The 12,343-nt window shown below is 73.3% G+C and carries 10 protein-coding genes; 4 read left to right on the top strand and 6 right to left on the bottom strand.

Annotated elements, in window-relative coordinates:
- On the bottom strand, window positions 1-464 hold a 464-nt coding region (locus V7793_RS23970; protein ID WP_336009766.1), incomplete at its 3' end, for a nitrate- and nitrite sensing domain-containing protein.
- 248 nt (window positions 465-712) lie between these two features.
- Here V7793_RS23970 and V7793_RS23965 point away from each other — a divergent pair.
- A complete protein-coding gene (locus V7793_RS23965; RefSeq protein ID WP_336009764.1) occupies window positions 713-1,477 on the top strand; it encodes a hypothetical protein in 765 nt (254 codons plus the stop codon).
- Between the two features lie 78 nt (window positions 1,478-1,555).
- On the opposite strand, the gene V7793_RS23960 is transcribed toward V7793_RS23965, so the two are convergent.
- Window positions 1,556-2,050, bottom strand: coding sequence for a MarR family winged helix-turn-helix transcriptional regulator (locus V7793_RS23960; RefSeq protein WP_336009761.1), 495 nt, complete (start codon window positions 2,048-2,050; stop codon window positions 1,556-1,558).
- Window positions 2,051-2,276: 226 nt separating this feature from the next.
- Between V7793_RS23960 and V7793_RS23955 the strand changes: the two genes are divergently transcribed.
- Window positions 2,277-3,161 (top strand): lysozyme, encoded by an 885-nt coding sequence (locus tag V7793_RS23955; RefSeq protein WP_336009759.1) that lies wholly within the window; start codon window positions 2,277-2,279, stop codon window positions 3,159-3,161.
- Between the two features lie 114 nt (window positions 3,162-3,275).
- Here the strand turns inward: V7793_RS23955 and V7793_RS23950 are convergent, their stop codons facing one another.
- Together V7793_RS23950 and V7793_RS23945 are read right to left on the bottom strand one after the other, a co-directional pair.
- Complete coding sequence (locus tag V7793_RS23950) at window positions 3,276-6,143, bottom strand: M4 family metallopeptidase (RefSeq protein ID WP_443057978.1); 2,868 nt, start codon at window positions 6,141-6,143, stop codon at window positions 3,276-3,278.
- 131 nt (window positions 6,144-6,274) lie between these two features.
- Entirely contained in the window at window positions 6,275-7,132 is an 858-nt protein-coding gene (locus V7793_RS23945; RefSeq protein ID WP_336009756.1) for an MBL fold metallo-hydrolase, read from the bottom strand.
- 121 nt (window positions 7,133-7,253) lie between these two features.
- Between V7793_RS23945 and V7793_RS23940 the strand changes: the two genes are divergently transcribed.
- A complete protein-coding gene (locus V7793_RS23940) occupies window positions 7,254-7,679 on the top strand; it encodes a MarR family winged helix-turn-helix transcriptional regulator (protein ID WP_336009754.1) in 426 nt (141 codons plus the stop codon).
- A 90-nt stretch (window positions 7,680-7,769) separates the two neighbouring features.
- Here V7793_RS23940 and lon read toward each other — a convergent pair whose 3' ends face one another.
- A complete protein-coding gene (lon, locus tag V7793_RS23935) occupies window positions 7,770-10,187 on the bottom strand; it encodes an endopeptidase La (RefSeq protein WP_336009752.1) in 2,418 nt (805 codons plus the stop codon).
- Window positions 10,188-10,374: 187 nt separating this feature from the next.
- Entirely contained in the window at window positions 10,375-11,352 is a 978-nt protein-coding gene (locus V7793_RS23930; RefSeq protein ID WP_443057979.1) for a helix-turn-helix domain-containing protein, read from the bottom strand.
- A 146-nt stretch (window positions 11,353-11,498) separates the two neighbouring features.
- Here V7793_RS23930 and V7793_RS23925 point away from each other — a divergent pair.
- Window positions 11,499-12,343: NAD(P)-dependent oxidoreductase (locus V7793_RS23925; protein WP_336009746.1), on the top strand; the 845-nt coding region annotated here is incomplete at its 3' end.

Below are 12,343 nucleotides of genomic sequence, written 5' to 3'. Positions count from 1 at the left end.
GCGGTGTAGGCGGTGAAGGCGGCCAGGGCGTCGCCCTTGCCGGAGTAGGCCTCGCGGCGGGTGTGCGGGAGGGCGTCGAGGAGCTCGCGGACGGGCGCGGGCGCATCGGGCCGGAACTGCTCGATCTGCCGGTCCAGGGCGACCCGTTGACGGTCGGAGAGCCCCGCGCCGGTGGAGTCGGCGCGCCCTCCCGCCACGTACTGCACCATGGCGTCGCGCTCGTCGGCCAGGGAGTGCGCGAGGGCGAGGGCCGACTCGTCGGCGGTGGCGAGGGCGACGAGGCGTCGGGCCTCCGTGAGGTCGCGCCAGGCCTCGCGGACGCCGGAGGCGCTCGCGCCGAGCACGGCGAGGGCGATGACCGCGACGGATGCGGTCAGTCGGTTCCGTACGCGGGCGGTGCGCTCCGGCACCGCCGTGGCCCGCGGCTTCCGTCCGCCGCCGCCCCCAAGCCGCTTCTTCCGCACCGGTGCTCACAATCTTTTCTCGTCCCACCCCTGGTACTGATTTGACCCTTTCAGCACCTCTGCGGGGCGGGAGTGCCCATCGACCGCCCGGCCACTCGAAGGAGTGAATCTCTATGGGAGATTGACAATCGGCCTGCTTCACTCATCGCACACGTGCCAGGTCAGCACGTCACCTGAAGCAACGCGGAGGTCGCCGACAGGATGCGCACGTGCCTCCGTCGATTTCCGGCATCCGGCACACTGGCCCCATGCGCATCGAACTCGCCACTCGGCCGGGGGATATCCGACACCCGAACGAGGACTTCGTATCCGTCGCCCTGCCCGCCTCGGGTAAGGGCGGCGCGCTGGTCCTGCTCGACGGGGTGACGCCGCCGCCCTCAGGAGAGACCGGCTGCGTGCACGGGGTGCCGTGGTTCACGGCACGGCTGGGCGGCGCGCTCCTCGAACTAGCCGTGGCGGAACGGGAGCTGACGCTGGGCCAATGCCTGTCGGCGGCCGTCTCCCGTACGACGGACGCCCACCGGGACTCCTGCGACCTCGCGCACCGGCGCACGCCGCAGGCCACGGTGGTCGTCGCGCGGTGGGACGACGCGCGCGTGGAGTACCTCGTGCTCTCCGACTCCGCGCTGCTCGTCGAGTCGCCCGGCCGCACGGTGACGGCCGTCCTGGACGACCGCATCGAACGCCTGCGGGCACTGGGGCCGGTGACGGACGCCGCGCGCAACGCCGAGGGCGGCTTCTTCACGGCCGCGGCGGATCCGGGCGTGGCCGCGCGGGCGGTGACGGGTTCGCTCGCACGGGCGGAGGTACGGGCGCTGGCCGCGCTCACGGACGGCGCGGCGCGGTGGGTCGAAGTCTTCCGGGAAGGGGACTGGACGGATTGCCTGGCGGTCCTGGCGAAGGAGGGGCCGCAGGAGCTGATCGACCGCGTACGCACCGCGGAAAGGGGCCCGCAGGGCGGGCTGCCGGGCAAGCGGCACGACGACGCGGCGGCCGTGTACGTGGAACTCTGACGGGCCCCGGCCCCGGCCGGAGCCGGCGGATTCCGGGGCCGGCGGATTCCGGGGCCGACGGGCTCCGGAACCGGTCGGCTACTGCTCCGCGCTCGCGTTCAGCTGGTGCAGCAGCCGGGCCAGTTCCGCCACCTCGCCGCGGTCCCAGTCGTTCAGCTTGCGTACGTACTGCGCGCGGCGGGCGTCGCGGACGCGCGTGAAGCGGGCGCGGCCCTCCTCGGTGATGCGGACCAGGGAGGCGCGGCCGTCGGCCGGGTCCGGTTCGCGGGTGACGAGGCCGAGTTCGCACAGGGCCCGCAGCTGGCGGCTCATCGTGGCCTTGCCGACGCCGAAGTACGCCGCGAGGTCCGTGGCGCGCTGCTGCCCCGCGTCCTCCAGGCGGACGAGGAGGCCGTAGGCCGCCGCCTCCAGCTCGGGGTGGACGGCGCGGGCCATCTCACCGGAGGACGCCCGGGCCCGGCGCAGGAAGACGGCCAGCTCGCGTTCCAGGGAGAGGTAGGCCTGGTCCACACCTCTGCTGTCCGCGGCGCCCGGCCCGCCCTCCTCGGGGGGCGGGGTAGTCGTCTGGTGCACGTCAGGGCCCTCTCCGGGTTTCCGGTTGTTGAAAGTTTTTCCCGTTCGCGGTCTTCACCGCAGCTCCGCCAGTATTTCGCAGGATTAGACCAACGGCAGCACCGCGTCCCCCTATGCCTGGCGCGTCCGTCCCCATAACGTCATTTATGACATGGCCATACCAATGCCTCGCGTCGCCGGCGCGTCATTGGTACTCCCCCCCACGGACCCTTCTGGAAGGCACGCCATGGTCGCGTTCAGACACAGATCCGGCCGCACGGGCCGCAGATCCCCCACGGCGTTACGCACCCGTTCCCCGCTGTCCCCCCTCTCGGTCCTCTCCCTCCTCCTGTCGTCCCTGCTGTCCGCCCTCTGCCTCCTCGCCCTGCCCGCCGCCGCGCAGGACGCGAAACCTCCCGCCCACCCCGAGCGGGACTGGCTCGGTTCCACCCTGCGGGCCCACGAGGACCCCGGCCCCGGCACCCCTCCCCCACCCCGGGCCGCCGCCTCCGTCGAAGGCGTCGACGTCTCCAGCCACAACGGCAACGTCAACTGGGCCGGCCTCTGGAACGCAGGGAACCGCTTCGCCTACGTCAAGGCGACCGAGGGCACGAGCTACACCAACCCGTACTTCGCGCAGCAGTACAACGGCTCGTACGCCGCCGGCATGATCCGCGGCGCGTACCACTTCGCCCTGCCGGACAACTCCGGCGGCGCCGCCCAGGCCGTCTACTTCGCCACGCACGGCGGCGGCTGGTCCAAGGACGGCAGGACGCTGCCGGGCGTCCTGGACATGGAGTACAACCCCTACGGCCCCACCTGTTACGGGATGAGTGCGAGCGCGCTCATCGGCTGGATCAGGGACTTCTTCTCCGCGTACAAGGCGCGCACGGGGCGCGACGCGATCATCTACACCTCGACCAACTGGTGGAAGCAGTGCACCGGCAACTACGGCGGCTTCGCCTCCACCCACCCCCTGTGGATCCCCCGCTACGGCGCCTCCGCCGGTGAACTCCCCTCCGGCTGGGGCTATCACACCATCTGGCAGTACACCGACACCGGACCGACCGTCGGTGACCACAACCGCTTCAACGGCACGTACAGCCGGCTCCAGGCGCTCGCCAACGGCTGACCAGGGCCCGCCGGACCGCCCCACCGGACCGCGAGGCCGGACGACGGGCCCCCGGCACATCGGCGCCGGGGGCCCGGTACTGCTGTCACGCGGGGATGGAGCCGCAGGTGCGGGTCAGCCGCAGGTGCCCGCCGGGCGGGTGCGGGTGACCAGGTCGGTGGTGCCGGTGGTGCCGTCGATCCAGACCACCTGCTTGCCGCCGGCCGCGGCGGCCGAGGTCTGCTCGCCGCGGTTGCAGGAGACGCGCGCCCGGGACGAGCCGTCGGCCGCGAACTGCCAGAGCTTGGCCAGCGTCTCGTTGCGGTACGTCATGTCCGGCACCTCGGCGGTCACCGTCACCGCGCTCTCGGAGACCGTGAGGTCGGAGGCGTGCAGCGCGTCCGCGCCCGTCTCCTTGCTGAGGTCCTTGACGCCGGTGCCGTCGAACGCGGCGCGGCGCACGGCCACCTGCCCCTGGTCCCCGGTCGCCTCGTCCGCCAGCCAGAAGACGCCGGTCGCGTTGATGCCGGTCTGCCCGATCGACTCGGGCTTGCCCAGCTGTCCCATGAGGGTCCTGGTGCCGGTCTTCAGGTCCAGCACCTCGGTGCCGATGCCGTAGTCGTCGCCCTCGGGGTAGAGCTTGGCGTAGGCGACCTTCCCGCCGCTCAGCGACGGCAGGGCCGTGGCCACCTCGGCGCGGCCGCCGTCCACCCAGGTGGGCTGCTTGTCGCCGGTGCGGACGTAGCCGACGTGCCGGCCGCCGACGGGGTCGGCCGTGTCGATGACGACCGTGCCGCCCTCGACGCGCACGCCGCTGACCTCACCGGTCGCGGTGCCGTACACCTTCTTGATCGGCCCGCCCGCCAGGGGCCGGGTCAGGACGTCGGAGCCGGCCGCGCTGTAGGCGACCCAGGCGACGGTCTTGCCGTCGGTGGCCGGGTGGACGTGGTAGCGCCCGTCGTTGGGGCTCATCAGCTTCGGCGAGCCGCTGCCGTCCGTACGGCCGGCCCAGACGGAGTACGCCTCGGAGCCGTCGTCGTTCGACCGCGAGGCGGCCCACCAGCCGCCGCCCGCGCCCGCGCCCGTGCCGGCGGTGTTGAGCCTGGACGAGAGCAGGTCGGTGTCGACGCCGAGGGCCTGCTCCCAGTTGGCCACGATGCCGTGGGCGTTGAAGGAGCGCTGGACGACGCCCAGTTCCTTGGCGGAGGCACCGAGCGCCTTGGCGGCGGCGGTCACCGCGTCACGGCCCTCGGTGAAGCCGTCGAGCGGCGTCATGTACTCGGTCAGCGCCTTGTAGACGATCTTGTCGGCGAGGGTGCGGCCCACGTCCTCGCGGATGTCCCACAGGGCGCCCGAGAAGATGGTGGAGTTCAGGTGCACGCCGCCGCCGTCGGAGCCGAAGCCGACGCCGATGAAGTTCTTGGACGTGGTGTGGCCGTCGTTGAGATCGCGGAAGGCGCACTCGCGCGGGGACTTCGTCCGGCACAGGTCCTCGCCGAGCAGGCCGGCGGCCGGGTCGTCCATGGCCTTGCCGGCGGCGTCGGCGTCGATGGCGTTGCCGAAGTAGTCGGCGATGGCCTCGTTGAGGGCGCCGGACTGGCCCGCGTAGACGAGGTTGGCGCTGTTCTCGACGACGCCGTGCGTCATCTCGTGGCCGACGACGTCGAGGTCGGCGGAGAGCGTCTTGTACTCCTCGTCGCCTCCGCCGTACACCATCTTGGTGCCGTCCCAGAAGGCGTTGATCAGCGGCGCGCCGAACTCGGTGACGCCCACGAGGGAGTTGACGGCCATGCCGCGGCCGTCCAGGCTGTCGCGGCCGTGGACCTTCTTGTAGTAGTCGTAGACCTTGCCCGCGGCCCAGTGGGCGTCGACGGCGCCGGCCTCCGTGGCCTCCTTGCCGAAGGAGGGCTCCGAGGAGCCGAACTCCTTGATCCCGTCGGGCCAGCGGCCGCTCGTCTCGCCGACGTCCTTGCCGCGCGCGTCCCAGGTGGAGATCAGGTTCTTGCTGGAGTCCCACATCCGCGCGTAGTCCGTCATGACGTACTCGTTGCGGGCGGTGTCCTTGTACAGGCCGAGCTCGACGGTCGTGCCGTCGTACTTGACGCCGGAGCCGGTGACGCCGGGGCTGAGCGGGCCGGCGGCGGTGCGGGCGGCGGCCTCGGACGGGCCGGCGGCGGCGCCCCGGGCGCGGTCGCGCAGCGCGGCCGCATCGCCGGTGCCGAACGACTTGAGGCCGCTGTACTGCAGCACCGGGTAGCCGGCCTTGGCGTCGATGTAGACCTCGCGCAGCACGGGGCGGCCGGTGGCCGGGTCGGTGCCGCGCACGGTGACGTGCCGGGTGAGGACGCCGGGGCCCCTGGGGACGACGACAAGGCCGCGCGCGGTGCCCGACAGCGAGCGGGCCTGCTGCGGCGCCGCGCCCTTCGCACGGGCCGCGTCGCTCCTGGCGAGGCGGTTGCCGGCGAGGTCGTGCAGGGTCGCGGCGACGGCCCGTTCGGCGGCCAGCTTCTCGCTCACCTCGGCCTGCGTGCCGGCCTTGAGCCCGGTGAAGTACTTGCCGGAGGTGCCGGTGACGACGCGCTTGCCGTTCTTCTTCTCCATCCGCACGACGTACTGGCCGCCCAGGACGTCGACGCCGTGGTGCTTCTGCTGCAGCCGCACGGTCTCGGCCGCGCCCGCGTTCAGCGTCTGCACGGGCTTCAGGTCCCGGGCCGGTTCGGCGATGCGGTAGCGGTCGCGCTTGCCGGCGAGGTGGCCGCGGGCCGCGTCGGCCGCGCTGCCCGAGGAGGCGGCGGCCTCGCGGATGCCGCCCACGAGCGCCGGGGTGGCGGTCCCCTTGCCCGGGATCACTTCCGCCGGGCCGCCGTCGGCACCGCCCGCGGCCTGGGCGGGTGCCCCGGCAACGATGAGCGCGGCGGCACCGATCAGTGCCGCCGCGCCCGGTATTCCGCTCTTGACGGTCCGTCTTCCTGCTCTGCTGGAACGTGCCTTCGTCTTGCGCAAAGGTCCCCCTCCGAACGTGACTGGTCGGTCACGGAGCTTGGTCGGGGACCATGCAAGCGGTGGGGTTCGCGTCCGTCAACGGGGCAAAGGGGGCAGGGGCCTCTTTACGTGCCGACCCGCCTTTCACTCGCTCACGCGTCGACGGGCTCCCACGACGCGATCCCCGCGGCGTCGCGCAGCACCCGTCCGAACACCACGTCCGCGAAGTGGATGCCGAAGCCGATCGTGCCGGGCTCCGTCATCTCCTCCACCAGGCGCCGGCGGTGGTCCGCGGACTGCCGGGCGTCGTGGTCGACGACGGCCGACCACTCGGGGTGGGCTATCTGGACCGGCGAGTGCAGGGCGTCGCCGAAGGCGATCAGGCGGCGGCCGCCGCCGGTGATGACGTAGGCGGAGTGGCCCGCGGTGTGGCCGGGGGTGAGCATGACGCGGACGCCGGGGAAGATCTCCTCCCCGTCGGCGACCGTGCGCAGGCCGGGCTCCAGGGCGGCGAGGACCTCCTGGGACACGCCGTGCTGCCCGGCGAGGTGGCGGTGCTCCCACTCGGGCTCGCTCATGAGGTGGACGGCGCCGGCCTCGGCGAGCTGCGCGGACCAGCCGATGTGGTCGCTGTGCAGGTGGGTGATGGCCACGGCCTCGATGCCTGCGGGGGTGCGGCCGAGGCGGGCCAGGTTGTCGAAGAGGGCGCCGCCGTTGATCTCCCCCACGGGGGCGCCGGGTTCGGCGGCGTGGGGCCCGGGGCCGAAGCCGGCGTCGATGAGCAGGGCCCGGTCGCCGTGCTCGACGAGGAGGCCGCCCATGCTCGCCACGAGGTTGCCGGTCGCGTCGAGGTACTCGGGGTGCTCCGCCCACACCTCGTCGGTGGTGTCCGGCAGCCAGCCGCGCGGCCTCAGCTGCCCGGCGCCGTCCGGCACGTAGGTGACCTTGATGTCGCCGAGCTGCAGGGAGCGGATGCCGGCGGGGCGGTGGAGGCGGGCGTGGTCGGTCATGGGTGGTTCCGTTCTTCGTGGTGCGGGGTTCCTTGATCGACGACAATAAGCTTCTGACTTGAATGATTCAAGCTGAAAAATTAACTGCTTGATGAAGTTAGTTCCGATTACGATGGCGGTCATGACCACCCCGGAAGCCCACGCCATCGCCGAGCGCCGACTCTGCGGCCTGGTGAACGGCCTCGCCCGCCGGATCGCGGACCACGTGCGCGACCGCGCGGCGGTCCTGGACCTCACCGCGCCCCAGGCCACGGCCCTGCGGGAGCTGTCCGGCCCCATGACGATGCGCGAGCTCGCCGACCGGATGGCCTGCGAGCCCTCCAACGCGACCTTCGTCATCGACAAGCTGGAGGGCCGCGGGCTCCTGGAGCGCCACCCGCACCCCACGGACCGCCGCGCCAAGCAGCTGGTCCTGACGGACGAGGGCACGGCGCTGCGGGAGCGGCTCATGGAGCTCCTCGCCCGGGAGTCGCCGCTGGCCGGGCTGTCGCAGGAGGAGCAGGACGCCCTGCACGGCCTGCTGGACAAGGCCGTCAGCCACACCTGAACCGGAAGCCGCCGGCCACGGCGGAACGGGAAAACGGCGCGGGGCCCGTACCTCTTGTGAAGAGGTACGGGCCCCGCGCCGCTGCGACCGCTACGCCGCCACCGCCACGTCCGCCCCGGCCGGCTGCAGGGCCAGCGCCAGTACCTGGCGGACGTCGGAGACCGGGTGGACGTCGAGCCCGGCCAGCACCTCGGCCGGCACGTCGTCCAGGTCGGGCTCGTTCCGCTTCGGGATGATCACGGTCGTCACGCCCGCCCGGTGCGCCGCCAGCAGCTTCTGCTTGACGCCGCCGACGGGCAGGACCCGCCCCGTGAGGGACACCTCGCCGGTCATGGCCACCTCCGGGCGCACCCGGCGGCCCGACAGCAGCGACGCCAGCGCCGTCGTCATGGTGACGCCCGCGCTCGGGCCGTCCTTGGGGACGGCGCCCGCCGGCACGTGCAGGTGCACGCCGCGCTCCTTGAAGTCGCCCACCGGCAGCTCCAGTTCCGCGCCGTGCGAGCGCAGGAAGGACAGCGCGATCCGCGCCGACTCCTTCATCACGTCGCCCAGCTGGCCGGTGAGCGTCAGGCCCGCGCCGCCCGTCTCCGGGTCGGCCAGGGACGCCTCGACGAACAGCACGTCGCCGCCCGCGCCCGTGACCGCGAGCCCCGTCGCCACGCCCGGCACCGCCGTGCGCCGCTCGGCCGGGTCCTGCGCGGACTCCGGGGCGTGGTGCGGGCGCCCGATCAGCGGGCGCAGCTGTTCCTCGCCGATGGTGAACGGCAGCTCCTGCTCGCCCAGTTCGTGCCGGGCCGCGACCTTGCGGAGCAGCCGGGCCACGGCGCGCTCCAGGTTCCGCACGCCCGCCTCCCGGGTGTACTCGCCGGCGAGCTTGCGCAGGGCGGCGTCCTCCAGGACGACCTCGCCGGGCTCCAGGCCCGCGCGCTCCAGCTGGCGGCGCAGCAGGTGGTCGCGGGCGATGACGACCTTCTCGTCCTCGGTGTAGCCGTCGAGGCGGACGAGCTCCATGCGGTCCAGCAGCGCCTCCGGGACGGCCTCCAGGACGTTGGCCGTCGCCAGGAAGACGACGTCCGACAGGTCCAGTTCGACCTCCAGGTAGTGGTCCCGGAAGGTGTGGTTCTGTGCCGGGTCCAGGACCTCCAGGAGGGCCGCCGCAGGGTCGCCGCGGAAGTCCGAGCCGACCTTGTCGATCTCGTCGAGCAGGACGACCGGGTTCATCGAGCCGGCCTCCTTGACCGCCCGCACGATCCGGCCGGGCAGCGCTCCGACGTACGTGCGCCGGTGGCCGCGGATCTCGGCCTCGTCGCGGACGCCGCCGAGGGCCACGCGGACGAACTTGCGCCCCATGGCGCGGGCGACGCTCTCGCCCAGGGAGGTCTTTCCGACGCCGGGCGGCCCGACGAGCGCGAGCACCGCGCCCCCGCGCCGCCCCCCGACCACGCCCAGCCCCCGGTCGGCGCGCCGCTTGCGCACCGCCAGGTACTCGGTGATCCGCTCCTTCACGTCCTCCAGGCCCGCGTGGTCGGCGTCGAGGACGGCCTTCGCGCCGGGGATGTCGTACGCGTCCTCGCTGCGCTCGTTCCAGGGCATCTCCAGGACGGTGTCCAGCCAGGTGCGGATCCAGCCGCCCTCGGGGCTCTGGTCGGAGGACCGCTCCAGCTTGTCGACCTCCTTCAGGGCCGCTTCGCGGACCTTTCCGGGCAGGTCGGCGGCCTCGATGCGGGCGCGGTAGTCGTCCGGTTCGTTCTCCGGGTCGCCGCCCAGCTCGGCGAGCTCCTTGCGGACGGCCTCCAGCTGGCGGCGGAGCAGGAACTCGCGCTGCTGCTTGTCGACGCCTTCCTGGACGTCCTTGGCGATGGACTCGGCGACGTCCTGCTCGGCGAGGTGCTCGCCCAGCCATCCGACGGCGAGCCTGAGCCGGGCCACCGGGTCGGCGGTCTCCAGGAGCTGGACGCGCTGCTGGAGCGTCAGGAAGGGCGAGTAGCCGGAGTTGTCGGCGAGCTGGCCCACGTCCTCGATCTGCTGGACGCGGTCGACGACCTGCCAGGCGCCGCGCTTGCGCAGCCAGCTGGTGGCGAGCGCCTTGTACTCCTTGACGAGCTCGGCGACGGCGCCGGGGAGCTCCGTCTTCGCATCGGGAACAGTCGGGGCGGTCTCCTCCATCGCGGTGCCCTCGACCCACAGGGCGGCCCCGGGTCCGGTCGTCCCCGCGCCGATGCGCACCCGGCGGACGCCGCGGATGAGCGCGCCGGGGTCGCCGCTGCCGGAGAGCCGCCCCACCTGGTCGACGCTGCCGAGCGTGCCGACACCCGCGTAGGTGCCGTCGATCCGTGGCACGAGCAGCACGAGCGGCTTGTCGCCGCCCCGCGCGGCGGCCTGGGCGGCCTCGACGGCGGCCCGCACCTCGGTGTCGGACAGGTCGAGGGGCACCACCATGCCGGGCAGGACGACCTCGTCGTCGAGGGGCAGCACGGGCAGGGTGAGCGGTGTGGACGTCGAAGCCATGATCTCCCCTTAGGCAGGCAAGTTGAGCTATGCCGACTCAATGCGGGGCGCTTCGCGGATGTTCCCCCTCCGCCGTTCGCTCTGAGCGATCGCGGGCGGAGGGGCGGCTGCCGGCAGCCCGGGCTCACCCCTTCGGCCCAGCAGGGAGCCCGCCCCTATTGTTCCCGCCGGAACGCCGCAGGACCGGTCAGGCCGCGGCCGCCGGCCCCGGGAACGCCCGCCGGTAGTCCGTCGGGGTCACCCCGAAGTGCAAGGTGAAGTGGCGCCGCAGGTTGGCGGCCGTGCCCAGGCCGCTGAGCTCGCTGACGCGCTCGACGGACAGGGCCGTCGACTCCAGCAGCGACTGCGCGCGGCCGAGGCGCTGGGCGAGGAGCCACTGCAGCGGGGTCGTGCCGGTGGCGGCCTGCAGACGGCGGAAGAAAGTGCGGGTGCTCATGCCGGCGCGGGCGGCGAGGTCCTCGACGGACAGGGGGCGGTCGAGGTGCTCGCGGGCCCAGTGCAGGACGGGGGCGATGCCCTCGTCGCCGGCCTCGGGCACGGAGACGTCCACGTACTGGGCCTGCCCGCCGGGCCGGTGCGCGGGCACCACCAGGCGGCGGGCGAGCTGGTTGGCGACGTGGGCGCCGAGGTCGCGGCGGACGAGGTGGAGGCACAGGTCGAGGCCCGCGGTGACGCCGGCGCTGGTGAGGACGTCGCCGTCGTCGACATAGAGGACCGAGTCGTCCACGCGCACCCGCGGGTGGCGGCGCGCGAGGGCCTCGGTGTGCATCCAGTGGGCGGTGGCGCGGCGGCCGTCGAGGAGGCCGGCGGCGGCGAGGGCGAAGGCCCCGGCGCACAGGGAGACCATGCGGGCCCCGGAGTCCGCGGCCCGGCGCAGGGCCTCCAGCAGGCCGGCCGGCAGTTCGCGCCCGCCCTCGATGCACGCCTCGGGCACCGACGGCACGATCACCGTGCCGGCGCCCTCCAGCCCTTCCAGGCCGTGCGAGGTGCGCAGCGTGAGCCCGAAGGGGCCGGGCTGCGGCGCGCCCCCGCCCACCGAGCACACGCGCAGGTCGTACCAGGGGTCGGCGAGGTCGTGGTGCGGTATGCCGAAGACGGTGCAGACCACCCCCAGCTCGTAGAGGTCCCACATGGGGACGTCGTCGTCGATCACGGCCACGGCCACGGTTCCGGCACTCATGATCAGCAGCCTAGGCGGGCGTGGCAGGAATTTTTCGCAGGGCGTCACTTCTGCCACTGTCGGGCCCCCCGGGCCGGTGCGAGGCTGGTCGCACTTGATCAACTTCTGTGACACACGGGGAGAAACCACCCATGAAGGTGACCGTTCTCGGCCTGGGTTCGATGGGTACGGCCCTGGCCGGCGCCCTCCTGGAGGCCGGCCACGAGACCACCGTCTGGAACCGCTCGGCGGGCAGGGGCGAGGCCCTCGTCGCACGGGGCGCGGCCCGCGCGGCGACGGCGGCGGAGGCCGTCGGCGCGAGTCCCCTGGTGCTCGCCTGCCTGTCGGACTACGACGCCGTGCACAGCCTCCTCGACCCCCTGGCTGGCGAGCTGCGCGGGCGCACGCTCGTCAACCTCACCTCCGGCACGCCCGAGCAGGCCCGCGCGAGCGCCTCCTGGGCCGCCGGGCACGGCATCGGCTACCTCGACGGGGCGATCATGTCCACGCCGCCGGGGATCGGCAGCCCGGCCGTCATGCTGCTCTGCAGCGGCTCGCCGCAGGCCTTCGCCCGGTACCGGGAGACCCTGGCGAGCCTGGGCGAGCCCGTCGGCCTCGGGGACGACGCCGGTGCCGCCTCCCTCTACGACACCGCACTGCTCGGCATGATGTGGGCGACGCTCGGCGGCTGGCTGCAGGGCGTGGCGCTGACGGGCGCCGACGCGGTGGACGCCGTGACGTTCACCCCTGTCGCGATCCGCTGGATGGCCGCGGTGAACGGCTTCATGAGCACGTACGCGCCCCAGATCGACGCGGGCGTCTACCCGGGCGACGACGCCACGCTCGACGTCCACCTCGGTGCGATCGAGCACCTCGTGCACGCGAGCGCATCGCGCGGCCTAGACCCGGCGCTGCCGGGGCTGCTGAAATCCTCCATCGAGCAGGCGGTCGCGGCCGGCCACGGCGGCGACGGCTACGCCCGCCTGATCGAGGCCGT

Source organism: Streptomyces sp. KLMMK, from assembly GCF_036961605.1.
Lineage (GTDB): Bacteria > Actinomycetota > Actinomycetes > Streptomycetales > Streptomycetaceae > Streptomyces > Streptomyces telluris.
The sequence above is the reverse complement of the archived record's forward strand: the minus strand, read 5'-3'. Positions and strand labels throughout refer to the sequence as shown.